Raw genomic sequence first — 24,242 nt, forward strand, 5'->3', positions numbered from 1 at the left:
GTTCACTCCAGCGCTGGCAACGCGGACAACGAGGGGATTAGGGCGCGCGCGTCATCATGAAGTTCGGCAGGGAAGTCGGGCAGAATGCCACCGACCAGACGATCGTGGCTGGGCTTGTAAATCAGCGCCCACCGCTGAGGGTCGAGGCGCGTGCGCGCCTTCTCCAGTTGTTCTATCGCCAGAAGGATGCGCGCGAGGTGGATTGCATCGATCGGCACCACCAGGCCCGGACAGGACAGGCAGCCGCCGAAGTGCGGGCAGAGTTTTTCCCCGCCAACCGTCGGATCAGTACAGCGATGGCCGAACGTCTCCGCGGCAAGGGCCGGCGCTGACGAACATTGCTCGGATTCGCCAGGGGATTCGAGGATCCAGGCCACCATCATCGCCTGCAACCTAGCAATGGTTCCATGCTGGAGCGCGCGGCTTTGATCTCCCCTGATATAGCGATCGGTGAGTTCCGGGGTGGCATGATTGAGCACAGTCTGCGCCGCGCGCACATCGCCGCCCGATGCTCGATAATGCTCGATGGCGACGCTGCCTCGGAACATCCTCGTGTGGAAGCGCGGCAACGCCGTGCGCAACTGATCGGGATGTTCGTCATTCCATGCAGCGATACGCCGGTTTGCCCGCTCGATGAATCGAGCCATGGCGCCTTCGAGTGTCGTACGCTGGATGACGCCGACGTCCCGGCCCGGTCTGCGCATCAGGAACAGCCGATCCTTTTCGCTCGCAGGTGCGCGCGCCACCAGCGGGGCGGTCATTTTCAGCAGCTTGTTGATGAGATTGGGCACCGCATAGCGCCGCCGGCAATCAAAGGATCGTCGCTGCGCCCGCTTGACCAGGTGTCCGGCACGGCCCTTCTGCCAGTCGATCATCGTCCGATGTTCGATCAGGGGATGAGGCTCGATGCAATCGCGGTCGATAAGCCGAAGTGCCTCGGCGTTTCCAGCAGTCTGGATCGCAATGGCGATGAAGAAGGAAGCCAGACAGTCTGGCGTTGCATGAATGTGACGTTCGAACCTGTCGTGCCCACCATGGAGATGTAACCTGCGGCCGAGTCGGTCCGGCAAGGCACGACGCGGTGGCATCACGCCGTGCCCGAGGCTGTGGATTTCCCGCAGCATCGCTTCGAACCCATCGCAATCGCCGCTCTTTGCCGGAGCCGCAAGCAGTCGCTGTCCTTCCTCGAAGAGCGCCCAGGCATCGTCGATCTCTTCATAGCAGAACCGCAAGATAGCCTTGAGCTGCAAGCCGGACAGCCGGCCGCCTTCCTTCGGTGCATGCCTGCCGGGAAACGGATTGAAGGGGAACGACGGCCTAACCGGCAGCAGATCCGGCCGTCGCCTCGCGATCCACTCGGTCAGAAGCTTGACCGGCTGATAGCGATTGTGACGCAGGCCCGGAGCACAGGGTTTTCCAGTTCGCGAAGGCAAGGCGTCCAGCCACAATATGTATCGGCCGAACAGTTCTGTCGTTAAATTCGCCGGCGCCTGAACACTGCCGCCATCGGCGAGAAAGCGGGTGAAGAACTTCAGTGCATTCCAGCATTGGTGACGCGTGGCAGGTGACGACGCTGTATGATGCCCCCGGAACGCCTCGGCATAGGGAGCGACAAGCTCGGCCGGAAGATTGAGTTGCCCGAGGTCGAACCGTTGCACCAGCTCGCCCCATGCATCCCGGAATAGCACGACCGGCCCACCTTCAATCGAAGCCGTGGGCTGGGTCTCATCCGATAGCTGGCGGTCGATGCGACGGCGGTCAGTACGCATCGTCGATCACGCGGCCGTAGAGATACTCGATCGTTTCGGCGATCGCGTCTCCATGTAATTCGACACAGCGCAGATAGATCGCCGTCGTCTCGATCGAGGCGTGACCAAGCAGGACCTGGAGGACCTTGAGGGGATTGATGTCGGGATTGCGTTGGGCTTCCGCCTGCAGCCGCACCAGCATGACCGTCGCGAAGGTGTGCCGCAGCCAGTGACCAGATCCATCCAATCCCGCCGCGGCAAAGCCACGTGCGAATGCGGTCGACAACCGGGCTTTGGTGATGGGCAGGCCACGCTTGTTGAGGAAGAGGGAGTTCGACGGCGCGTAGTCTGGATCTCGCCGTCGCAACCGCGTTATCAGCGCCGCGCGGTCTTCTCCGATATACCAGTTGGTGCGGTCGACAAGCCTCAGCGGCGGATAGACCGTGCGCCTTCGGCTGCCCTTCGTGACGGTGAGCGGGATTCCCACCAAGGGGTGATCCTCCATGTGCAGCCTGTCGCTGTGCGGCACCTGGCCCACCGTGAGCGCACACAGCTCCATCCGTCGCATGCCACTGGTCACCGCCCATTCCGCGATCAGCCGGTAGGGCATATCGAGAGCGGCGAGCAGCCGGTGAAGATCGACGACGCGCAACGGCCGAGGCAAGGTTTCATATTCCGCGACCGTCAGCACATTTCCCGGCCTGGGCTTGCCCGCCGCGTGAGCAAGGAAGCCTTTCGAGGCGGCTCTGACCGGCGGCGCGTCCCGATAGCTGAACGGAAGTTCGTCAATCATGTTGCGGCGATGTGCCCAGGCATAGAAGCGGCAGACCGACCGGACCCTGTCATTGATGGTCGACCGGGCATAAGGCCTTCCCGTATACTGGCTCGGCGTCTCGAGCATCCTGTTTCGATAGGCCAGGATGGTGCCTTCATCGACCGCGTCCCAGGACAGATCCGATTGTTCGAGGGTGTCGAACCAGTCGTAAAGATGCTCGCCATAGGTTCGGACCGTTTCCGGCGAGTGCGCCCGTAACTCTGCCTGCTCGATCAAATACGCGAAGGCAGGCTCGATGATCTGCATCTGGTTGGAAAGGAGAAGGGGAAACTCGGCCGGGATTGGAGGATAGCCAGGCGCAGCACGAACGATCATTGCCATGTCACGCCTCCAAGGGGTCTGAATCAGCGCCGCGCCGGGAAATCCGCTCCGGGCTTCGGCTACGCCTCCGCCCTGCGCGGATCTCCCGGCGCAATGCTGATTGGAGGCTTGATGCTCCCTTCAGGCGTCTGCGCTACCGTCTCATACAAGACTATCAGGACAGTTCCGTGACGTGATCTATCCGGGCGTACTCGATTGGTCGACCAGCATCTACAACCCCCATGTCGACATCTCGAAGAACACGACGACGCTTTATGCATCCGACCGCGATGTCTTTGTCTTTCTAGTTGACGACCTCAACCCGATAGAGGCCGGAAAGCTGCCAAACGGCGATCCGGATCTTTTCTTCCGGGGCTTCTACTGCTGGAATTCGGAAGTGGGCGCCAGGACCCTCGGCATCGCGAGCTTCTATCTTCGTGCGGTTTGCCAGAACCGTAATCTTTGGGGCGTGGAAAATTTTGAGGAGATCACCATCCGGCATTCCAAATATGCGGCTTCGCGCTTCGCCGCTGAGGCGGAGCCGGCGCTGATCCAGTTCGCCGACTCCTCGCCCATGCCCTTCGTCAACGGCATCAAGGCGGCGCGTGAGCGCGTCGTCGCCCGCAACGATGAAGACCGCGAGAGCTTCCTGCGCAAGCGGGGCTTCTCGAAGTTTCAAACCACGAAGATCATTGATGCCGTGTTGGCCGAAGAAGGCAGGCCGCCGGAGTCGATCTTTGATTTTGTGCAGGGCATCACAAGGGTCGCGCGTGACAAACCGCACCAGGATGTTCGCCTGGATATGGAGGGCAAAGCCAAGAAGCTCTTCGATTTGGCTGCCTGACACATCCGATGCCGGCCCCGCTGCCGGCATCGCCCGCTTGTTTGCCGGCGTCCTAGAGCACAAGGACGGACGCCTTCGCTCGCGGTGGGCCGGCGGACAGCAGCTCCTTCGGCCCGTCCGCAGTTGTCCGATACATCCAGCTTCCCAATCTCCTGCATCACTTTTCCGGCAATGCCCTGGAGGTCACCATACAATGCCGACGGTCGACTCGATTATTGAAGTAATCATCTATTGCCGCCCCGCCAGGAAAAAGGCCGGCGCACTCGCTGGAAGGTTGCTCGAATGGCGCCGACCAGACGGTCCTTTTCAGGTCCGCCGCTCCCCAGACATAGCTGAGTCTTTCCGTTGCGTCAGGTGGTAGCGGACTACGGTTTGGCTTTCCGCTTCCCGGGTGCCTTCTTGGCTGGTGCGACGGGTTCAGCCTTGCGGCCAAGTCCGATGGACTTCGCCAGTTGCGAGCGTTGAGCGGCGTAATTCGGAGCTGTCATAGGGTAGTCGTGCGGCAAGTTCCATTTGGCGCGATAGGCGTCCGGTGTCAGGCCGAAGTCCGTGCTAAGATGCCGTTTCAGTGATTTGAACTTCTTGCCGTCTTCGAGGCAGATAATGAAGTCCGGCGTCACCGACTTCTTCGGGTTGACCGCGGGAGTTTGCGGCTCAGCGACCGGTGGGACCGGAGTGCCAAGTCCGGACAGCGAAGCATGAACCGATGCTATCACCTCCGGCAACCCAGACACCGGCAACGGATTGTTGCTGACATATGCTGAGACAATGTCGGCTGTTAACTCAGCTAGTTCGGCACGGCGAGTGTCGGATTCGTTGGTCATTGCTGGTCCTTTTGTCTGATTTATCCCCTCTCTATTGGTTGATGATCAACGAAGCAACCGCCCTCCTAAGCCTGGTCTATCGAACTGCAGTGGAGCCGACGCTGAATTCGTACGGACTTCGACAATCCTTTGAGCCGTCGCGACGCGCGGGCTTGGAGGCCATCGTGGTTTTGAGCGGGCGTTGCTCAGAGCTGCGGAAACTTGAATAACGAATTTACTGAATTAGCAGTTTCGACTGTTTATTGCTTTGAAGGGTTTTTGCGACATTGCCAGAGTTATCCTGTGCGGGCTTGTCATAGATTCCAAACGGTGCGCCGACCGCATTGGTGGCCACTGTTCCGACAGTTCTGACTGTCCCACCAACCACTGCCGCGACACCTTCACCAAGAGAAACGTTTGAATCTGTTAATGTCTGACCAGTCATAAGGCGCTGACCAATGAGTTGAACGATGGCTGGGCTCTCCGCAAATTTTCCATGGTTCATGCTGTCGTCGCTTTGCACCTTAGTGAGATCGATGGCGGTGATCCCAGCCTGTTCGAGTTTGGTTCTATAGGGCTCCACCGATGGGTTAATCCCACCTAACCGAGCCACCCGGCCGGTGATAAAACTGGATGCTGCTAAGGCGCGATCATCCTGGGATACAAAAATCGTGAATTTTGGCTTCGGGGAGCCCATTTCGACATATTGCTTGGCAAACACTTGGATATCGATATCCGGCGAGGCGAGAATGACATTGTGGATTTTGGAATTTACGTGACCGTCGCGGATACCCATCTGTCGGAGAGACTCCATAGCCAACCACGTGCCCATGGAGTGGGCTAGGATGGTGATATCCTTGACGGCGGGATCTTCGATCAGAATTCGCAGGCACTGCTCAAGTGCAGTGCGCGAATAATTGGTGCTCTCTTTGTCGTACTCATAACCAAAGACGCTTGCGCGAGAGGGCCAGGTGAACAGGAACGGCGTCGCGCGCATGCCGCTGTCGTGAACGATCTGCGCCAATCGAAACACCGAGTCCTCATATGTGTTGTTGAAACCGTGGATGAACACCAGCGCGTGTCCGTCCTCAATGTGCGCTCGGAACCAGGCGCGACCTTCTGATACAGTGGAGATTTGCTTTACATGGGTGACGGCAAAGTCCGTTGCCAAATTTGGCGGCATTTTTAGTGGCCATTGCACTGTCCCTACCTGCCGCGTTGAGGGGATCGAGACTGATATGTCGGTCAGATATGCCGTTGGGCTGCGTTCTCCGTTGAAGAGCGTTGCCGGATCACCGGACGGCTGACGAGTCGTTGCCACAAGCATGCTAACGTGTGCCGTCGACGGCGAATCAGCCGTTAGGTTGATTGGCGCCATGGCTCCGTTTGGATGGCCGCAACCAGACAGCAGGACCAAGCCCGCTACAACCACCTTCGTACTTAGGGGCATGATTCTCATCAGGTCCATCCTGAACTTCGAAGTAACAGCGTAAGACGGATTTCACGTCCGTTATGTCGCCGCGGCTCAGCATCGGACCGATCGTACCGCTGGAATGCCGGCATAACACCTCCAGTTCAGTCTTACCGCTGCCCGGCGAGCCACACCGTCATTCCCGGTTCCAGCCCGTCGACGGGGGCGACAGGCTCGAGCCGCAGGCGAAAGGCGTTGAGATCATGATCGCCGGCGGCGCGGGCGGCGCGCCAGGTTGCGAACTCGCCCAGCGGGCGCAGTTCCGTAACGCGAGCCTCGATGCTCCGCCCCTCCTGCGTCGTCAACGGCACAGTTGCGCCGACTGTCGCTCCTTGCAGGGCATCTTCGCGCAAGGTGAACGTGAACCAGCGCTGACCGTCGACTTCCATGGTCATGACCGGCTTTCCGGGACCGATGATCTCGCCGGGCTCGGCAACGCGGATCCCGATGGTGCCGTCGACGGGCGCAACGAGACGGGTCTTTTCCAGGCGCGCCTCCAGATCGGCGGCCGTCGCCTCGCCCAGCGCCACCTTGGCATCCGCCAGGGCGCGCTCCTCGGCGATAGGACCAGCGCTCGCTACTGCGGACTGCGCCCGCTTGAGGTCAAGGTCGGCCTGCGCCTTGGCCAGCGAGGCCGTTGTCTCTTCGAGTTGCTGGCGGCTGGCGAAGTTCTTCGCAGCCAGAACTACCATCCGGGCGTTCCGCTGCTGGGCCAGCTGGAGATTGGCCTGCGCCGTCTGCACCGCCTGAGCCGCGATTGCGACCTCTTCGGCTCGAACGCCTGAATAGACCCTGTCACGATCGGCTTTGTTGCTGGCCGCTGCGGCCTTGGCCTCGCCGAGAGCGGCCGTCAGGTCCGGATTATCGAGCACGGCGAGAAAATCACCTTGCGCACGTGCTGGCCGGGATTGACCGCGACAGCGGCCAGGCGGCCCGTGACTTCGGGCGCGATGCGGATTTCGGTCTGCCGGACCATGCCGGGGTTTGCCGGACGCGGCTCCTGTTCCCGCCAGGCCCTCGTCACCAGCATAGCGAACCCGACCGCAGCCAGAACCGCCAGCAGCATTGATAGACGATGTCTCGCCTTAGCGCTCATCCGACGCCCTCCCTGCGGTGACTATCCAGGCAGCGACGACGGCGAGGACCGCATAGGTGCCGGTGAGCAGCCAAAGCCTGGCCCAGTCCTGCCAGACGTCCGCCAGCGTGGCCCCCATCTGGTTGATGCGCACCAGCCCCTGGATCCCGAATGTGCTGGGAAACACGGCGCTGACTGTTCGCAAGATCGGCGGAATCGCCTCAGGCGGCCACGCGACGCCGACGAGGAAGAACAGCGGCAGGCTGATGGCGATCAGCAGCAGCACCGCCGTCTCGCGACGCCGGAACCACGTGCCGACGAACTGCCCGAGGAAGCTGACAGCGAGAATGAACGGAATGGCCAGCGTTAGGATGGCGAGCACGTCGCTGCTGGCAGAGAAGCCATAGACGCGCGGCAGCACGACGAGAAAGAGCGCGAAGCCCGGAAGTGCCAGCAGGAGATGCGCGAGCCCCTGGCCGATCACCGCCATGGCGCCGCCTCTCTGGCGTCGCGCGCCGCGACCGCCTGCTGCGAACGCGACGCCGCCGAGCGTCGCCGAACCCATCAGAAGCGTCTGCTGCAGGATCAGCAAAAAGGCGGCGGGAACGATATAGCTGCCATAGCCGCCGGTCGGATTGAACAGCGGCTGGTCCAGGATCTCGACGGGCGAGCTTCTCGCCAGCGCGGCGCGATATAGGCTGCCATCCGGGCGGGCGCTACGCGCGGCCAGGTCCGCTGTGACTGCGCCTGTGGCTTCCTGAATGCCCTGGAGGGTCCGGCTGTAGAGAAGGAAATAGGCGGAATCTACAAAAGCCGGCAGCCTCGCCTTGTCGCCCTTGAGCACATCGCGCTCCGTGCCGGCCGGAATGGCGAGGATCCCGAACACTTCGCGCCGGGCGAGGGCCGCCTGCGCTTCCGCGAGGGTGGTCGGCCGCAGCGCCACCGTGATGGCCTCATCGGCGTTGAGAGCCTGGACAATCGTGCGGCTCAGGTCGGAGCCATCGTCGTCGACGACGGCGATCGGAATGCCGCGGATGAGCTGGCCCAGATAGGGCTGCGGATAAAACAGGCCGTAGATGATAGGTGCCAACACGATCAGGCCGAAGGCGCCGCGATCGTGCAGCACGCGGCCGTATTCGGCGGCGAACGATGGAACGATGCCGGCGCGGACCGGCCGGCCGGCACCGGCTGCTTCCACGGGCTTCGACACCGGATGAGATGCGATGGCGCCGAGCCGCAGCCAGGCAAGCGCGAAGTAGAGTATCGCCAAGGAAGCCAGCATCATGAACGGCTGCACCGAATCGTAAGCCGGCACGCCGCGCGCCGCTTGATCGAAGAGTATCTGGATGTACCAGCGGAGTGGCAGCAGGCTGCCCCAGATGCGGGCGAAAGTGCCCATCGCAAGAAGGGGAAACCCGACCCCGGCGAAGCCGAAGGCAGGCGAGCAGATAATGCCGGTCACGCTCAGGCCGGTCGCAAGGTTCTTGACCAGGAGCTGGAAGAAGGCTCCGAGCGAGAGATAGGCAATGATCATGAGGAAGGCGGCGGCCGCCATTAGCACGGGATCGCCACGGAACGGGATCTGATAAAGACCGTGGATAATCCCAAGGCCGAGTGCCATCATCACTAGGAAGACGCCGAAATAAGGTGCCAACTTGCCGACCAGGGCAGTCAGTGGGCGGCCGCTCGCAGCCGCCAGCCATTCCTGTGTGCTGCGGGACGTGAATTCCGACCCAACGGCATAGCCGCCAGCGATGGCAATGATGATGTGCAGCACCGTCGGCAGGATCGCCCGCAGTAGGAACTGGGCATAGTTCAAGGCAGGGTTGGTCAGCACATATTGCTCTACAACCATTTGACCCGGCGTGAAGGCGGCGCTGCGCGCGCCGGCCGGCAGGTTAGCGATCGCCGCCGAGACCGCAGCGTGCAACGCGCTTTCGGCCACATTGCCGGGCGTGAAGAACTGCTTGTTGAAGAAAATCACGACCTGCGGCCGTCGCGAGCCCAAAATGTCACGTTCGAGGTTCTGCGGGATGTAGACCGCGGCGATCGCCTCGCCAGAGCGGATGGCATGCATCGCCCCGTTCAGGTCCACCGAGCGCCCGGTCACAATAACGCCCGGCGCCGAACTGATCGCCTGTACGAAGGTCATCGACGTCTGCGATCGGTCCTGGTCGACCACGTCGACCTTAAGGTCCCGGATTACCGCGTTGCTGAAGGTCGTGGCCAGCAGCGCGAAGGCGATCAGCGGAATACCGACGACGAGCAGCAGCGCCACCTTGTCGCGCCAGATCCACGCCACTTCGCGTGCGGCGACGCCGACGAGGCCGTGGCGAAAGGCTTGTGGCATCAGCGCGCTCCCGTCCAGTCAACGTAGACGCTCATGCCCGGCCGCAGCATCGCGACACTCTCGATTGGATAGGCGCGCACCTCGAAGGTTCGCAGGTCGAAATCGCCGGTGGCGCGCGTTGCCCGCCAGCCTGCATACTCGCCGCGGCTGGCGATCGTTCGCACCGCAACGGCGACAGGTGCGTCACCGAGCGCCGGGATTCGGACTGTGAAATGGTCGCCGACCTTCAGCCCCCTGACGAGATCCTCACGCAGATCGAAGCGTAGCCAGACGTCACCGAGATCAACAAGCGACAGCAGCGGCACGCCGGGCGAGACATATTCCCCGAGTTCGGCGCCGATCTGATAGACTTGGCTTGCCACCGGCGCCTTGACCGTCAGCTCGGCATTCTGGGCCTGGAGCGTGGCGATCGCCGCATCGGCCTTGGCGACAGCGGCGGTTGCGACGCCGCGTTCCTCCGCGGTGTATCCGGCGAGGGCCTCCTGATAAGCGAGCTTGGCCTGCTCGGCGCCGCGCTTGGCCACGTCGAGCGATGCCGTGGCTTCGTCGAGCTTCTGGACTGAGGAGAAGTCGCGCTCGGTCAGCTGCTTGGTCCGGTCATAGGTCTGCTGTGCCAGCGTCTGGCTCGCCTCGCTGGCGGCGACGGCGGCCTTGCGCGCCGCGACCACCTCGGGCCGGGTGCCGACCACGATGCGCGCAAGGTCGGCCTCAGCGACGCGCTTGGCGGCCTGCGCCTCGGCGAGCTTGGTCAGGAGTTCGGGGTTGTCGATCGCAACTAACACCTGCCCCGGCGCGACATTATCGCCGCGCGACACCGGCCGTAGCGCCACTCGGCCATCCACTCGCGCGGCGATGTCGATGCGCGTGGCATCCGCCTCTCCCTGCACCACCAGGGGTTGAGGCTGGACGAGGTACCACAATGACAGGCCGACGATCGCCCCAACGGTCAAGACGACGATAATGGCGGCGGTGTTGGAGACTTTGCTCGGCGGCGGCACAGGGGCCGGGGGAGACGAGACAGACCTCTCCTGATCGAATTGGGCCGGCTTTAACAGATCTGTCGCCATGTTGGAGGACTCGCTTTGCTCTTCATTGGCGCGACCCTGCGCTGCTTCGCAATTTTTGAACTTCCGAGAATCGGGTTCGAAAGATTGCAAGACGAATGCGTGGTTGCGACTGGACGCTGTGGGTACCGTTGCATTTGCATCACTTGGTCTATCGGCATCGTGGTATCGACGAGGTTGGCAATGAGCTGGCAAGCCGAGCGCCAGCATCAGGAAACGCGCCTGATCGCGCCGAGCATTCCAACTCAGCGCGCAGGACATCCATTTCGGGACGTCGCACCCGACCAGCGGCAAACCGATCGCCAACGAGCCGGCGGCGGTCAGTTGTCAAGCTCTGCGTGACGCTCACATGTCGCGGCGTCTGGAATCGGCGAGGTCATTCGGGCATGTCACGAGCGTCGGGGAGACCCACATCCAATGCATGGGAATGAAGGGAACGTAGAAAGTCATTGACATCCGGAATATCCCCCGAACGGGGCAGAAAGCCGTCGATGAAGGGGAGGGAAGCGGGCAGGGGCGCTCGGCGCCTCCAGAAGCGGACACATCGAAACGGGTGCGGCCAGGACGCACCGTGGTTGCGGAGCTGGTACACGCCGCACCCGGTCGCCCCCCACGACCATGCTCGCGCTCCCCCGCTTAGGGGATACGAGGACGACGTCCATCTCGCTAGCCTTTGTGAAGACGACGTCCCGACCGACGGCGCCCGTCCTCAACGTCATTGTGGAGCCTTCTATGCCAAATCTCAATTCGCACCACGCCTACGCAGGCAAGACGGCCGCCATCATCGGCGGTGGGGTGATCGGCGCCTCATGGGCCGCGCTCTTCCTAGTAAACGGCCTCAAGGTGATCGTCAGCGACCCCGATCCGGAGATCGGGTCGAAAGCGCGCGCCCTGATCGCTGCCGCGATGCCGGCGCTGAAGGCGCTGGGCTATGAGGAGCCAGATGTGGATGCCAACCTTTTGTTCGAAAAGGACAACGCCCTAGCGGTGGCGACGGCCGATGTGGTCCAGGAGTGCGGGCCCGAGAAAGTCGAATTCAAGCAGGCGCTCTGGAGGACCATCGAAGCAGCGGCGCCCAAGGACGCCCTGCTGTTTTCCTCGAGTTCAACTATCCCGGCTTCCGTACAGTTAATCCAAATGGCGGACCCGTCACGGCTGGTGATCGGCCATCCGTTCAATCCGCCGCATCTGATGCCGCTGGTCGAGGTCGTTCCGACGCCGAAAACCGATCCGGCGATCACCGCGCGAGCGCTCCATTTCTACAACGGCGTCGGCAAGGTCGCCTTGGAGATCAAGAAGGAGATCGCGGGTTTCGTCGCTAACCGCCTCCAGGCTGCGATCTTCCAGGAGTCGGTCTTCCTCGTCGCCCAAGGCGTCGTCACGCTTGGTCAGCTCGACGACGTGGTGACCAGCTCGCTGGGGATTCGCTGGGCGACCTCGGGCCCCTTTTTGTCGTTCCATCTCGGCGGCGGTCCAGGCGGCCTAGCTCACTTCATGGAGCACTTAGGCCCGCCGATGGAGCTGGCGTGGAAGCACCTGGGCAAGGCGAGCTTTGACGATGCCACGAAGACGCTGCTCGCGAAACAACTCGGGCCTTCCTATGGAGCATCGTCCTTCTACGCCTTGTCCGAAACCCGCGACGACAAAGAGGTCGCGGTCATCAAGGGGCTGGCTGAACTCGAGAGTGAAGCTTGAGCCCGCCCGTCGCCAGCCGCGACAGGATCGTAATCGTCGGCGGCGGGGCGGGCGGAGTGGAGCTTGCTGCCGCGCTCGGGCGCAGATTTGGCCGCTCGACCTTGGACGTGACCCTGGTTGATATCGCCTCGCACCACCTGTGGAAGCCGCGTCTGCACGAGGTGGCCGCTGGCCTGCTTGGAGCGGGCGAAGACGAGATGTCCTACCTGGCGCTCGCCCGGGCCAACCATTTCCGTTTTCGCCTCGGCGCCTTGGTCGGGCTCGACCCCGAGGCCAAGACCCTCTCGCTCTCCGCGGTCAAGGACAGCAAGGGCGGCGATCTCCTGGGGGCTCGCGAGATCCCGTACGACAGGCTGGTTCTGGCCTTCGGTTCGCAGGTCAATGATTTCGGCATTGAGGGCGTGGCCGAGTATTGCCACATGTTGGACAGCGGCGAGCAGGCCTTCGCTTTCCAGCGTCACTTCCTGGAGCAGGCGGTCCGGGTTTCGGACGGGGCTGTCGATCGGCTGAGCGTCGGCATCGTCGGGGCCGGCGCCACTGGCGTGGAGCTTGCCGCCGAACTCCACCACGCCGTCCACGCGATGGATCGTTTCGGCGGCCTGATGTCCGTCGGGCAACTTGAGATCACGCTGGTCGACATGGCGCCGCACGTGCTCGCTAACAGCAACCCGTCGACCTCCGCTTTCGCTATGCGCACGCTCGAGCGGATGGGTGTGCGGGTCCGCCTGAACGCGGGCGTGGAGCGGATCACGGCTGAGGGGCTTGTCCTTAAGGGCGGCGAATTCGTGCCGTGTGGGCTGAAGGTCTGGGCCTCGGGCGTCATCGGTCGGCCGGTGGCCGCCAATCTGAAGGGGTTAGTGGTCGACCGATCACGACGGCTCGTGTGCGACGATCATCTTCGCTGCCAGGGCGTCGACGACATCTTCGCTTTGGGGGACTGCGCCCTCGTCCTCCACCCGACGACCCAGCGCCCGCTGCCGGCGACGGCGCAGGTTGCCCACCAGCAGGCGGCCTATCTCACGAAGCGGCTAGCGCCGCAGCGGCGCAAGCGTGCACCGCGCCCTTTCGCCTACCGGCCAATGGGGTCGCTGGTCTCGCTGGGGAGCGGTCCCGCTGCAGGGGAGTTTCCGAGCCCGGCGCGCAGTCCCATCACCTTCCGTGGACTGACCCCAAAGATCCTCTACGTCGCGCTTCAGCTGATGCATCGCGGGGCCCTGATCGGCAGGGGCCATGCGGCTGTCCTCGCGCTGGCCGATCGGCTGCGACGAAGCTCGGCGCCCCCCGTTAAGCTCCACTGAAGCTCCCCTAACCGCGCTCACTCTTCCAAGGAGGTCACCATGTCCATCGAAACCGGCGAAAAGCTCACCCAGCAGCTCCAGTTCAACCTGGCAAATCGCGTGTCCGACGGCGCCTTCGATCTGGCGGGCGAAACCGAGGCCTTGCTTCAAAGTGTCGGCGCATCGTGCTCGCAGACGGGCGGTGCGCTCTCGTTCTACGGCAAGGACCCGATCGTCCCCAGCGTCGTACGCTTCGGCGCCATGTCGGCCGTAAGTCTTGCGGCGAAGGCGGCCCAGGTCGCTTCGATCTGGCGGATGAGGACCGGGCGCTCGCAAGATATCCATGTCGATGTTCGTAAGGCCTTGCGTCGGTTCAGCCCTTTCATTGACCGTCAATGGGAGACGGTGAACGGCTACGACGGAGGCATGTATTCCGATCCGGACAATCCCTACTTCGCAAACATGTACGAGACGAAGGACGGCAAATGGATTCTGCCGACCAATCCTTATCCTCAAATCCACCTCGGCCTGGCGAAATTGCTGAACGTGCCGAGCACGCCGGAGTTGGTGGCCAAGGCCGTAAAGAACTGGGACAGCGAGGCCTTGGAGCAGGCGGCGATCAAGGCCGGATTGGTGATGCCGGTCGCCCGGCCTCTCAGGCAGATTCTTGAAATGGACGTTTACCAGCAGGGCCTGCGGGATGTTCCGCTGGTGTCCGTAGAGAAGATAGCGGACGGCAATCCGAAACCCTTCACGCCAGATGCCCGCGATCCGCTCTCCGGCATCCGCGCGCTTGGCCTTGCGCACGTCATCGCGGGCGCTTCGATCGGGCGAGGGCTGGCGCTGCATGGTGCGGACGTCCTCAATGTATGGGCGCCGGAGGATTGGGAGCACAACGTCTTCTACTACACCTCCCATGTCGGGATGCGGTCGAGCTGGCTCCGGATCAAGGACCTCGATGGGCGCGCCAAGTTCATGGATTTGATGGCAGGGGCCGACATTTTCTTCTCGAACCGCCGCGCGGGCTATCTAGAGCATCACGACCTCACCGCCGATGCACTTTGCAAGGCCCACCCTGGTCTGATTCATACCCAGGTCGTCTACGCCAATCCTCACGGACCTTGGTCAGATCGGGTGGGCTTCGATGTTTCCACTGGCGTGACGATGGGGCTGTTTTGCCTGGAGGGCAGCGATGACAAGCCCGTGCCGCCTCCGATCAAAGTGGTCAACGACTACGTTGCTGGCTGGCTGGCGACTGTTGGGGTGCTGCAGGCGCTGAAGCGCCGCGCCGTCGAAGGAGGCAGCTACAAGGTCGTGGTCTCCCTATCCCGAGTGACCCTCTGGCTGATCTCGATGGGCATCTTCGAAAAGGACTATGCACAGTCGATGGCAGGCTCTGATGACGAGCACGCCTACGTGACGCCGGACCAGTTCACGGCGGTTACGCCCATGGGCGTTTATACCGGTGTCACTGAACAGGTGGTGATGTCGGAGACCCCCGGCGCCTACCGTTTCGTGCTCGAGCCACGCGGCGCGGCACAACCCCAGTGGCTTTAAGGATTTCAAATCCCATTTCGGAGACGATTCTCATGACCACAGACTCGGCCAGGCTTTTACTGCTCAATATTGGCAATCCTTCTCGCCTACTGTCGGTATCCCCCAACGGAGAGGACATACAGGTGCTGGCGCCCGATCTTGGCGTCGCGCCTGATGGCATCGCGGTCGACCCCATCAACCGTCACATCTTCTGGACTCACATGGGCACGAGCCACGACGGTGAAGACTTCTTCGTCAACGACGGCTCAATCGAGCGGGTTGACCTCGATGGCAAAAACCACGCCACCATCGTGCCCAAGGGGGGGACCTTTACCCCCAAGCAGGTGCAATGCGACGCGGAGCGCGGCTTAATCTACTGGTGCGACCGCGAAGGAATGCGCGTCATGCGGGCGCGCGCCGACGGCTCGGCGGTGACTGTGCTCGTGCAGACCGGCTCAACGGAGGAAGAGCGCCATGATCGCCGTCGCCACTGCGTCGGCGTGGCGTTCGATGCTGCCGGCGGCTTCCTCTACTGGACGCAGAAAGGCAAACCCGACGGCGGCGAAGGCCGCATCCTGCGCGCCGGCCTAGAGTTGCCAAAGGGCGCCGATCCTGCCCACCGTCCCGATATCGAGGTGCTTTTCGAAAATCTGCCCGAACCCATTGACCTCGAATGGGTCGCTGAAAGCCGACATCTCTACTGGACCGACCGTGGCGCTCCGCCTGCGGGCAACACCCTGAACCGCGCTCTGATTAGGCCAAATCAGCCGATGGTCCGTGAGATCGTCCTGACCGGCTTGCACGAAGGTATCGGCCTGGCGATCGACCGCCGCAACAAGCGCGCCTTCGTCAGCGACCTCGGCGGCTTCGTGCACGTCCTCAGTCTGGACCGCCCGGACGTGGGAAAGGTGGTCTTCTCAGGCCATGGTCCTCTGACAGGAATCGCTTACCTCGAGGAATGAGCCGCCGTGCCAAGCCCGCTTTCCTTCCCCGCGCAAACTCTGATCCAGGCCTTGGCCGGAATCAGCCTTCTCGCGTTCATTTGTTCGGAAGCTCGGGCTGAAGAGCCCTTAGCAGGGCAGGGCTCGGACTCGACCGTTCGGACAGCGCCTACGCACGGTTTCTACGTGAATTTCGGGCCAGGAACGCTCGCCTTCAATGCCGGCGCCACGGTAAAAGCCGCCGGAACGGTCATTCCCGGCGGCACGGTCAAGATCGGGTCGAATGAAACCCTTATCACTGAGTTTGGCTATCGTTGGGGCAATATCGGTATGTCCCTGACCGGCGGGTATCCGCCGTTGGCAACTGTGGAGGGTGCGGGCTCGCTTAGTTCGCTGGCGACCTTAGGGCGCATTCGCTACGGTCCAACGGTCCTGACCGCCCACTACCATTTCACGCAGTTTGGTCGCTTTCAGCCCTATGTCGGGGCGGGCCCGGTCTTCCTACTGATCTTCAACAACGAAGATGGGGCCATCCGCCATCTCGACGTGCGTGATCACGTCGGCGCAGCGGTGCAGTTCGGCGCCGAATACGTCGTGAACCGTCACTGGTCGCTATTCTTCGACGTCAAGAAGGCGCTGCTGAAGACCACTGCGACGGCCTACCTGGGCTCGGCACCGATCAAGGCGGATATTCGGCTCAATCCGACTGTCCTCGTGGGTGGGCTGTCTTACCGGTTCTGAAGGTTGGCCGCGCCTGCCTCCGGCGCAGGCCTCCATCCGAATTGGTGCTTAGATCCCCCAGGCGGGGGATAGAGCGCGGCTACTCGGTCCAACAGTATTCCGCGAGGGTCTCCGAGGCTCACTATTCTACCGCGAGGTTAAATCCATGGACCATCTGCCGAGCGCGCTTGATCTTGCGCGAGCCCAATTCGCCTTCGTGGTGGTCTGGCATTTCCTGTTTCCAGCCTTCACGATCGGCCTCGGGAGCTTTCTGGCGGTGCTTGAGGGCCTCTGGTTGGCGACCAAAAAGGCCGTCTTTCTCGATGTCTTTCATTACTGGCTGAGGATCTTCGCGGTCGCGTTCGGAATGGGAGTGGTTTCGGGCCTCGTTATGTCCTACCAGTTCGGTACGAACTGGTCGGCCTTTTCCGATAAGGTCGGCCCCGTCATCGGACCGTTCCTTGGTTACGAGGTATTGACAGCCTTTTTCCTGGAGGCTGGCTTTCTCGGCGTCATGTTGTATGGCCTAAGGCGGGTTGGCCCAAAGCTGCACTTCGCAGCGACGTGCCTGGTCGCAATTGGCACCCTGATCTCCACCTTCTGGATCCTGGCGGCGAACAGCTGGATGCAGACGCCGGCGGGCTTCGTTAGGTCACCCGATGGCCGTTTCCTGCCAGCGAACTGGATCCAGGCGATATTCAACCCGTCGTTCCCGTACCGCTACATGCACGTGGTGGTGGCCGCTTACCTGACGACCGCGCTCGTTATCGGGGCCGTCGGCGCCTTCCACCTCTTGCGGGATCGCGCCAATCCACGGGCACGGGTGATGTTCTCCATGGCGATGTGGATGGCGGCGGTCATCGGTCCGCTGCAAATGGGGCTAGGTGACCTGCAAGGCTTGAACTCTTTCGAGCACCAGCCGACGAAAGTGGCCGCCATGGAGGGTGCCTTTAATACCGAGCGCGGAGCGTCCTCCATCATTATCGGCTGGCCCGACGCCGAGGCCGCTGAAACTCGCTACGCCATCGCGATTCCCAAACTGGCCAGCGTTTACCTGACCCATAGCCTGAACGGAGAAGTGCGGGGTCTGAAGGCATGGCCTCGTTCCGACTGGCCGACCAACATCCCCCTGGTCTTCTTCGCCTTCCGGACGATGGTGGGACTGGGTCTTCTGATCGTGGCGCTCGGTTTAACCTCCCTGGTCGTCCGCCTGAAAGGGGGCTCTACGACGCCCGCTGGCTGCACCGCTGGGCAGTGGCGATGGGCCCTGCCGGTCTTCTCGCCGTCACAGCGGGGTGGATCACGACCGAAGCAGGGCGTCAGCCGTTCACGGTTTACGGCCTGCTTCGCACTACCGACAGCGTAGGCCCGGTGGCGGCGCCCGCGCTTGTCGTCTCGTTGCTGGCTTTCGTCGTTGTCTATACAGCCGTGTTCGGCGCCGGCGTAACCTATTTGCTATACCTGTTCCGCCAGCCGCCAGAGGCGGCCGATCCGGGGCTGCCGCCTGATCAGCCGGTGCGTACAGCTGGCATCACCGGTGCTTCGGCCATCGCCGGCCTGCCCGAACGGGCCGGCGTAATGGCGGCGATCCATCCCGCGGAGTGATCCCATGACTTTAGATCTGCCCTTGATCTGGGCCCTGCTCATCGCGGTGGCTATCTTTGCTTATGTCGCCTTGGACGGCTTTGACCTCGGCGTTGGCATCCTCTTCCCCTTGGTCCACGGAAAGGCGGAGCGAGATCTCATGGTCAATTCGATCGCGCCGGTCTGGGATGGCAACGAGACTTGGCTGGTCCTCGGCGGCGGAGGCCTATTCGCCGTCTTCCCGCTTGCCTACGCCACTCTCCTGCCGGCGCTCTACATGCCGCTGATCTCAATGCTCCTGGCGTTGGTATTTCGGGGGTAGCTTTCGAGATGCGGTTCAGGGCTCGGACCGATCGTGAGCAGCGCCGTTGGGACAGGTCGTTCCAATGGGGATCCTACGCGGCCGCCTTCTCGCAAGGGATCGCACTGGGCGCCTACGTTCAGGGTGTGAAGGTCTCCGAGCGAAGCTATGCGGGTGGATGGTGGGACTGGCTCTCACCCTTCAGCGTTCTGACAGGTGTAGCCCTCGTGACCGGATATGGATTGCTTGGCGCATGTTGGCTGATCTGGAAGACCGAAGGCATGCTTCAGTCCCGCTTTCGCGTTGTCGCGACGCGCCTTGGCTGGGCGCTCCTCGTCTTCATCGGCGTTGTCTCGCTCGCCATGCTAGGCTTGAGCGCTCCTTTCCGAAGCCGGTGGCTGACGCTGCCCGGCGCGTTCGGTGCGGCGCTGGTCCCAGCTCTTGTGCTTGCAATGGCCTGGATGTTCTTCACCGCCCTCAGGCAAGGCCGAGAGCTTCGGCCCTTCCTGTGCAGCCTGGGTTTCTTCCTGCTGTCCTACATCGGGCTAGGCGTCAGCATGTGGCCGATGATGGTGCCGCCGGGACTGTCTATCTGGGACGCCGCGGCGCCAGCTTCGACCCAGGGCTTCCTTTTAGTCGGCGCCGCCGTGCTCATCCCCTTGGTCCTCGCCTACACGGGGTTCGTGTACTGGCTGTTCCGTGGCAAGGTGAAACCTGGGCTTGGATATCACTGACGATGGTGCGCCGGCTGCTCTGGTTCGTCGGACTTTGGGCAGGTGGCGTGATCACCGTCGGCGTCCTAGCCGCCGTGATGCGCGTTGCCCTTCCGCATTGATATCCCGCTCCTGGCCATCTTGACCGCACCTGCCTGTCGGTTCGAAAGGCCCGTCAGCGGGCGACGGCCAGTGTCCAGTGTCAACGGAGATGTGGGCTTGCCGCTTTACGACGTAGTCGGCGCGATCTTCATCGGGCACCAAGGGGCGCACTCCAACCCAGCCGCCAAATTTGCCCTAACGGCCCATCGAGGGAGCTAGACCGTGCAATACGCGACCGAGCGCGGCTGTATGCGGGCGCAACCATAGGGTACCCGTCCGGAAGGCCCCATTTGCGCCTATGCGGACCCGACGGTGAACGCCAGGCAGCGCTCTGGCTCGACCAACTGCTGCGCAATTTGGCTGAGCGGCACAGGCCCGAGCTCGGAGATTATCTGCCACCTGTTTCGAGCGCAGGTTCACAGGCCTCCTGAAGTTCCGGTGGGCGAGCCGCCGCATGCAGCGCTCGCCATCTTCGTTACAATGCTTGGCTCTCCACGCGCTAACCTCGGCGAAACTCGCATAAGCCCTATCTGTTTGGGCATTGGGCGAGCAGAACAAGGCCCTCTGTTACCCTCGTCGACGTGCTCCGATCGGCGGAGGAGAGCGGGCTGCGTCAGCACTTGGTCGACGCCGGGCCACTCCTGGCACCGACGATCGGGCAACTGTCGCCGGACGAGCGTATCGACCAGGGTCTATTCGCCTTCACGATTTGCTTGATGGAGAATTTCGAGCGCCCTTCCGGCGCACGAAAGGCTAGTCTCACCCGCCGAATGATCGATCGCCCCCTTATGGGGGATGGTTCGCACGGGGCGCATGATTCAATGTCTGTGCGGAGGTCAGCGAAGGTGTCATAGCCGATCATGGGAAGAGAATTCGTGTTGCTCGAGATTGTCCTACGACTATTGACCACCGGAAGCGTGTTTGTTGGCGCCACGGCCGTTTACGCAGCGATGCACAATCACACCCGGCAGATCAACACCCAGATTTTTTTGGCCTACTCGGACCGACTCCAGAGCATCCGGCGCTCCATGCGTAGCGATCTGCTCGCGACCCGGGCGGTGGACAAGGACATGTCCGACGATTCGGAAATTCCGGCAGGCGCAATGGAGACGCTGCATCTGATCTTTGAGCTCTTCGAGTTAAGGGACCAGGGGTACGTGAGAACAAGCATCTGGACTGTCTGGAGTCGAGACATCGATCGGTTCTTGAACGCGCCGAAGATCCGTCATGGTCGCGAGCAAATCAGGCGCGAATTCGAAGGCCATCGCAAGTTCATCGCTTGGATGGACCAACGCCTCGACGTGTTGGTGGCGCGGACGTCCGCGACGCCGCGACCAGCCAACCAGGTGAGCTGACCAGGGCGTGAACGGCATCATTGATGAGTCTTACCCTATTCAGCCGGAGGCCGCACAAAATGCAAAATCCATCCATGTCAGGGCGCCGTTCGGAGCATCGGCGTCTGCTGAGACCGTCCGCATAGGTTAACAACAAGGAGGCAAATTCCATGGCGACCATTACTCTCAAAGACGGAACAGAAATCTTCTACAAGGACTGGGGCTCCGGACCGTCCATCGTCTTCCATCATGGGTGGCCACTCAGCAGTGATGACTGGGATGCCCAGATGCTGTTCTTCCTGTCGAAGGGCTATCGCGTGATCGCGCACGATCGTCGCGGACATGGGCGATCGACCCAGACTTGGCAGGGCAACGACATGGATACCTATGCCGATGACGTCGCGCAGCTTGTCAAGGCGCTTGATCTGCGAGACGCGATTCATATCGGCCACTCGACTGGGGGCGGGGAAGTGGCTCGCTACGTCGCGCGCTATGGAAAAGGCCGTGTTGCGAAGGCGGTACTGATCGGCGCGGTCCCGCCGATCATGGTCAAGAGTGTGACCAATCCGGGGGGCCTGCCGATCGAAGTGTTCGACGGTTTCCGTACGGCACTGGCCGCTGATCGAGCCCAGTTCTTTCGCGACGTTCCCTCAGGTCCGTTCTATGGATTCAATCGGCCGGGCGCGGAGGTGTCGGAGGGGGTGATCGACAACTGGTGGCGTCAAGGCATGATGGGCGGGGCCAAGGCCCACTATGACTGCATTAAGGCGTTTTCGGAAACTGACTTCAACGAGGATCTCAAGGCGATCGAACAGCCAACGCTGGTCATGCACGGCGAGGACGATCAGATCGTGCCGATCGCCGCCTCCGGCCTCTTGTCGGCAAAGATACTGAGAAATGCGACTCTGAAAACCTACCCAGGATTTCCACATGGCATGGCAACTACCCAAGCCGACGTGATCAATGCGGACTTGCTTGAGTTCGTCCGGTCCTGAAGCCCTTAGTGGATAAGCACTTCGACGAGTGGCACGAATGGCGGAGAGGCATGGCCGGCGAGATCGGTGAAGAGATCGCGCAGGTGCTCCTCCGCCAGGCGGCGGTACCAGACCCGGTTGGAACGCCGCTCGCCGCTCGCGGTCTCTCCATGCGGACCGGGCACGAGCTAGCCCAGGGCATGTGTGAAGGCATATGCCTCGACGGTAGCTGAAATCGTTCAGCGACCAATCTACTCCCAAGATTGAAGGTACAACATTGCCATTCCGGGCGAGTACTCACGCCTGAGCTTAGACCGAACGCGCATCATGATCGACCTGGGCTGGAAAGCGTGCCGTCTTCAGCTGGCAGGCTGTCGATCTGACCTCGCGTTCCGCCGTTTCGGCCTTCAGCAGTTCCGGCAGGATCGGAATAGCGGCTTCAAATGCAGGCGCTCCCTGTTCGGTGAGCTCGCCTACCGCCAAGAATCGGGGAAGAGTCGAAGGCTACGTTAAGGACTGGTTTAACGGCTCGGTTGACGTTTTCTCTGCGTCCTAAATCCGGCGAGCACCAAAACACTACCAAACGAAAACCCGGCGTTCACCTAAACGGGTCGTGCGGAAGCTAACGTCAAATCTCATCGGTGTGCAGAGGTGAGAACATGACGGCGACAGCAATAGGTATTTCTCCACGGCGCATTTTCGCTGACGGTTATGGGTGGGAGGACAATACCGGCCACCGCTCGGGTTTGGTCCCAGCCGATCTCGACCCGACAGCTCTGCCGATCCAGCAATCATTGTTCCTTACCGAAACATCATCCTTGTCGCCCGCCAGTTTGCGCCAGCTATGGCGGAACATCCGCGGCAGGAAGCCGATGACGGCTAGCGGAATTTGTGAAGCGATTGAGGTTGAGCTCATCTCCGATCACGCTGGTGCGACCACGATGGCATGGGGCGATCTTTACGCCGTTAACGCCGTGACACTGACGCTCGACGACGACACAATTAGTGCTGCGGCGGCAGCCGAACAAGCGCTGCGATCCCAGGCGAGCGACTCCTTTGCACGGTTGTCACGCCTCGTGCTGCGATTCTGTGCCTGGAAAGCAGGGGCTTTGCCGCTGGCTGGAGACGCAGCAACTCAGGTTGCCCTGCAGGCCGCCGGCAATCAGCAGGAAGGCTCTCCCACCGACATCTTGGTCGATGTCCTCGACCTGACCTTGGCGGCCGCTATCGAATTCAGCCAACTGCGGGTAGCAACGGCAGAACGCTTGGCGCGCTGCGCCTTTCGCTACGCCGCTCAAACAGCTCCAACGGGCGTCTTGCCCGCCGGAATTCTCGGCCGCATTCTCTATTCGCAAGGTTTGGTGCGCGAAGCGGAGCAACTTGTCAGGCCGTGGCTGGCACGTTTACACAGCGCCGGTAGCCTCGATTGTGTCTGCGAGGCCTATATTGTCCTGGTGGGAGCCGCGGTCCATGCTGGCGACTACGCAACAGCCTTGGCAACCCTCGACGAAGCCTGCGCCTTGGCCGAAGAGCGCAACTGGCCCCGCTTGTTGGCCGCCATGTTGGCTGAGCGGGTTCGACTATGCGAGCCAGATTGCGAGCGCCATGCTCGCGCGTGGCTCGAGCAACTTGCTAACCTGTCCAAGCGCTACAAGCCGAAAGTGCGATGCGCGCGTTCGGAGATCGCATGCTACAGCTTCAGGGCGCAGGTTTCCGCCTTCCTGAAGTTTAAAATCGGCCCGCCACCACATGCAGCTCTTGCCCACCTTCAGCACAATGCCTGGCTCGGGCGCGATCCGCAGGCCTTGCGCTGGCTGAAGCTCGCGCAGTGCCAGGTGTTGTGGACCGTTGGGGAAGAGAATGCGGCGCTTGACCACCTTGTCGAGGTGCTACAGACCACTGAGGCAACGGGACTGCGCCAACTCCTGATAGATGCCGGCCCCCCGCTTGGTACGATGATCGGTCATCTCGTCCAGAACCAATGTCTTGACCCGGCCCTGCTCGCATTCTCGATCTGCCTCATGGAGGATATCGGAAGCGCCGCCGGGAAGCAGGCCGCATCTCCTCGCCGTCGCACGGGCATGGGCGGCGGTCGCTTGACCGATCGCGAGCGGGACGTTCTGCGAATGATAGGCGAAGGATATACCAACAAGCTCATCGCTCAGAGACAGGGCGTGGCCCCGGAGACCATCAAGACCCATCTCAAAAACATATTTCTCAAGCTCGGCGTCGAGCGGCGCGCGCAAGCGGTTACGAAGGCCAAGCGATTAGGAATGCTCTAAAGGGCCCTCTCACAGTGGAGGCGCCCAACATTGCCGGGTGCACCGTCCGGCGGATGTGGTAATCAAGATGGACTTATTGGTGACAACACCGACGGCGCAGACATCCTTGCGAGGCCGCTCGGCGTTCACGGACCCGCTAAGCACTAGGCAGGAAACAATGAGGGCAAAATCGACTTTTGAGGGACATCTGCGTGTGAAGTGGAAGAAACATCCGTGTTTCCCCCATGGTGGGCGCGGATGAGCACGCAGAGGGGACTGTTAGTCAATCCTGGCCAGAGCGATGATCTGCGTCA

The 24,242-nt window shown here is 61.9% G+C and carries 18 protein-coding genes and 4 pseudogenes; 11 read left to right on the plus strand and 11 right to left on the minus strand.

The features are described from left to right. Positions 1-2: 2 nt before the first annotated feature. Positions 3-1,769, minus strand: coding sequence for a hypothetical protein (locus ACVDG8_RS37930; protein WP_447250514.1), 1,767 nt, complete (start codon positions 1,767-1,769; stop codon positions 3-5). Then, complete coding sequence (locus ACVDG8_RS37935; RefSeq protein ID WP_447250515.1) at positions 1,759-2,829, minus strand: tyrosine-type recombinase/integrase; 1,071 nt, start codon at positions 2,827-2,829, stop codon at positions 1,759-1,761. Before ACVDG8_RS37935 ends, ACVDG8_RS37930 begins: the two co-directional genes overlap by 11 nt. Positions 2,830-3,085: 256 nt before the next feature. Here ACVDG8_RS37935 and ACVDG8_RS37940 point away from each other — a divergent pair. Continuing rightward, positions 3,086-3,727 (plus strand): annotated as a pseudogene (locus tag ACVDG8_RS37940) (DUF932 domain-containing protein); the annotation flags it as partial. A 365-nt stretch (positions 3,728-4,092) separates the two neighbouring features. On the opposite strand, the gene ACVDG8_RS37945 reads toward ACVDG8_RS37940, so the two are convergent. From ACVDG8_RS37945 to ACVDG8_RS37970, 6 genes are all read right to left on the minus strand, one after another. After that, positions 4,093-4,551, minus strand: a complete 459-nt coding sequence (locus ACVDG8_RS37945; protein WP_447250516.1) for a MucR family transcriptional regulator — start codon at positions 4,549-4,551, stop codon at positions 4,093-4,095. A 214-nt stretch (positions 4,552-4,765) separates the two neighbouring features. Beyond that, positions 4,766-5,980: an alpha/beta hydrolase gene (locus tag ACVDG8_RS37950; RefSeq protein WP_447250674.1), complete on the minus strand. Its 1,215-nt coding sequence runs from the start codon at positions 5,978-5,980 to the stop codon at positions 4,766-4,768. A gap of 131 nt (positions 5,981-6,111) precedes the next feature. After that, a complete protein-coding gene (locus ACVDG8_RS37955; RefSeq protein WP_455707945.1) occupies positions 6,112-6,873 on the minus strand; it encodes an HlyD family secretion protein in 762 nt (253 codons plus the stop codon). Further along, positions 6,852-7,067, minus strand: a complete 216-nt coding sequence (locus ACVDG8_RS37960; protein ID WP_455707946.1) for a hypothetical protein — start codon at positions 7,065-7,067, stop codon at positions 6,852-6,854. Before ACVDG8_RS37960 ends, ACVDG8_RS37955 begins: the two co-directional genes overlap by 22 nt. A 19-nt stretch (positions 7,068-7,086) precedes the next feature. Beyond that, positions 7,087-9,354, minus strand: coding sequence for an ABC transporter permease (locus ACVDG8_RS37965; RefSeq protein WP_455707947.1), 2,268 nt, complete (start codon positions 9,352-9,354; stop codon positions 7,087-7,089). A gap of 71 nt (positions 9,355-9,425) precedes the next feature. Then, positions 9,426-10,796 carry an HlyD family secretion protein gene (locus tag ACVDG8_RS37970; RefSeq protein WP_455707948.1) on the minus strand — a complete coding sequence of 457 codons (1,371 nt, stop codon included), beginning with the start codon at positions 10,794-10,796 and terminating at the stop codon, positions 9,426-9,428. Positions 10,797-11,222: 426 nt separating this feature from the next. Between ACVDG8_RS37970 and ACVDG8_RS37975 the strand changes: the two genes are divergently transcribed. The 7 genes and pseudogenes from ACVDG8_RS37975 to cydB all read left to right on the plus strand — a co-directional run bounded on the left by ACVDG8_RS37975 (position 11,223) and on the right by cydB (position 19,278). Next, positions 11,223-12,185, plus strand: coding sequence for a 3-hydroxyacyl-CoA dehydrogenase NAD-binding domain-containing protein (locus ACVDG8_RS37975; RefSeq protein ID WP_447250520.1), 963 nt, complete (start codon positions 11,223-11,225; stop codon positions 12,183-12,185). Further along, positions 12,182-13,483: an NAD(P)/FAD-dependent oxidoreductase gene (locus ACVDG8_RS37980; protein ID WP_447250521.1), complete on the plus strand. Its 1,302-nt coding sequence runs from the start codon at positions 12,182-12,184 to the stop codon at positions 13,481-13,483. Before ACVDG8_RS37975 ends, ACVDG8_RS37980 begins: the two co-directional genes overlap by 4 nt. A gap of 39 nt (positions 13,484-13,522) precedes the next feature. Further along, positions 13,523-15,019, plus strand: coding sequence for a CoA transferase (locus ACVDG8_RS37985; protein WP_447250522.1), 1,497 nt, complete (start codon positions 13,523-13,525; stop codon positions 15,017-15,019). Between the two features lie 32 nt (positions 15,020-15,051). Beyond that, entirely contained in the window at positions 15,052-15,960 is a 909-nt protein-coding gene (locus ACVDG8_RS37990) for a 3-hydroxyacyl-CoA dehydrogenase (RefSeq protein WP_447250523.1), read from the plus strand. Between the two features lie 6 nt (positions 15,961-15,966). Beyond that, the gene (locus ACVDG8_RS37995; protein WP_447250524.1) at positions 15,967-16,680 is read left to right on the plus strand and encodes an OmpW/AlkL family protein; all 714 of its coding nucleotides are present in this window, start codon (positions 15,967-15,969) and stop codon (positions 16,678-16,680) included. Between the two features lie 145 nt (positions 16,681-16,825). Beyond that, a pseudogene (locus ACVDG8_RS38000) lies at positions 16,826-18,264 on the plus strand (cytochrome ubiquinol oxidase subunit I). Positions 18,265-18,268: 4 nt separating this feature from the next. Continuing rightward, positions 18,269-19,278 (plus strand): annotated as a pseudogene (cydB, locus tag ACVDG8_RS38005) (cytochrome d ubiquinol oxidase subunit II). Between the two features lie 229 nt (positions 19,279-19,507). Here cydB and ACVDG8_RS38010 read toward each other — a convergent pair. Beyond that, a complete protein-coding gene (locus ACVDG8_RS38010) occupies positions 19,508-19,714 on the minus strand; it encodes a MucR family transcriptional regulator (protein ID WP_455707949.1) in 207 nt (68 codons plus the stop codon). Between the two features lie 523 nt (positions 19,715-20,237). On the opposite strand from ACVDG8_RS38010, the gene ACVDG8_RS38015 reads away from it, so the two are divergent. Together ACVDG8_RS38015 and ACVDG8_RS38020 are read left to right on the plus strand one after the other, a co-directional pair. Then, on the plus strand, positions 20,238-20,714 hold the full coding sequence (locus tag ACVDG8_RS38015; RefSeq protein WP_447250526.1) for a hypothetical protein: 477 nt from the start codon (positions 20,238-20,240) through the stop codon (positions 20,712-20,714). 149 nt (positions 20,715-20,863) lie between these two features. After that, the gene (locus ACVDG8_RS38020) at positions 20,864-21,688 is read left to right on the plus strand and encodes an alpha/beta fold hydrolase (protein ID WP_447250527.1); all 825 of its coding nucleotides are present in this window, start codon (positions 20,864-20,866) and stop codon (positions 21,686-21,688) included. A gap of 5 nt (positions 21,689-21,693) precedes the next feature. Here ACVDG8_RS38020 and ACVDG8_RS38025 read toward each other — a convergent pair whose 3' ends face one another. Together ACVDG8_RS38025 and ACVDG8_RS38030 are read right to left on the minus strand one after the other, a co-directional pair. Then, complete coding sequence (locus ACVDG8_RS38025; RefSeq protein WP_447250528.1) at positions 21,694-21,852, minus strand: FAD binding domain-containing protein; 159 nt, start codon at positions 21,850-21,852, stop codon at positions 21,694-21,696. 145 nt (positions 21,853-21,997) lie between these two features. Continuing rightward, a pseudogene (locus ACVDG8_RS38030) lies at positions 21,998-22,150 on the minus strand (ATP-binding protein); the annotation flags it as partial. A gap of 176 nt (positions 22,151-22,326) precedes the next feature. Between ACVDG8_RS38030 and ACVDG8_RS38035 the strand changes: the two are divergent. Beyond that, positions 22,327-23,949 carry a LuxR C-terminal-related transcriptional regulator gene (locus ACVDG8_RS38035; RefSeq protein WP_455707950.1) on the plus strand — a complete coding sequence of 541 codons (1,623 nt, stop codon included), beginning with the start codon at positions 22,327-22,329 and terminating at the stop codon, positions 23,947-23,949. Positions 23,950-24,242 lie beyond the last annotated feature (293 nt).

The organism is Mesorhizobium sp. ORM8.1 (assembly GCF_053005525.2).

Excerpts from the sequence above, each read along its gene's own strand:
- ACVDG8_RS38035 (WP_455707950.1), top strand. The coding sequence starts at position 22,327 with ATGACGGCGACAGCAATAGGTATTTCTCCACGGCGCATTTTCGCTGAC.
- ACVDG8_RS38020 (WP_447250527.1), top strand. The coding sequence starts at position 20,864 with ATGGCGACCATTACTCTCAAAGACGGAACAGAAATCTTCTACAAGGAC.
- ACVDG8_RS37945 (WP_447250516.1), bottom strand. The coding sequence starts at position 4,551 with ATGACCAACGAATCCGACACTCGCCGTGCCGAACTAGCTGAGTTAACA.
- ACVDG8_RS37930 (WP_447250514.1), bottom strand. The coding sequence starts at position 1,769 with ATGCGTACTGACCGCCGTCGCATCGACCGCCAGCTATCGGATGAGACC.
- ACVDG8_RS37990 (WP_447250523.1), top strand. The coding sequence starts at position 15,052 with ATGACCACAGACTCGGCCAGGCTTTTACTGCTCAATATTGGCAATCCT.
- ACVDG8_RS37975 (WP_447250520.1), top strand. The coding sequence starts at position 11,223 with ATGCCAAATCTCAATTCGCACCACGCCTACGCAGGCAAGACGGCCGCC.
- ACVDG8_RS37985 (WP_447250522.1), top strand. The coding sequence starts at position 13,523 with ATGTCCATCGAAACCGGCGAAAAGCTCACCCAGCAGCTCCAGTTCAAC.
- ACVDG8_RS37935 (WP_447250515.1), bottom strand. The coding sequence starts at position 2,829 with ATGCAGATCATCGAGCCTGCCTTCGCGTATTTGATCGAGCAGGCAGAG.
- ACVDG8_RS37960 (WP_455707946.1), bottom strand. The coding sequence starts at position 7,067 with ATGCTGCTGGCGGTTCTGGCTGCGGTCGGGTTCGCTATGCTGGTGACG.
- ACVDG8_RS37950 (WP_447250674.1), bottom strand. The coding sequence starts at position 5,980 with ATGCCCCTAAGTACGAAGGTGGTTGTAGCGGGCTTGGTCCTGCTGTCT.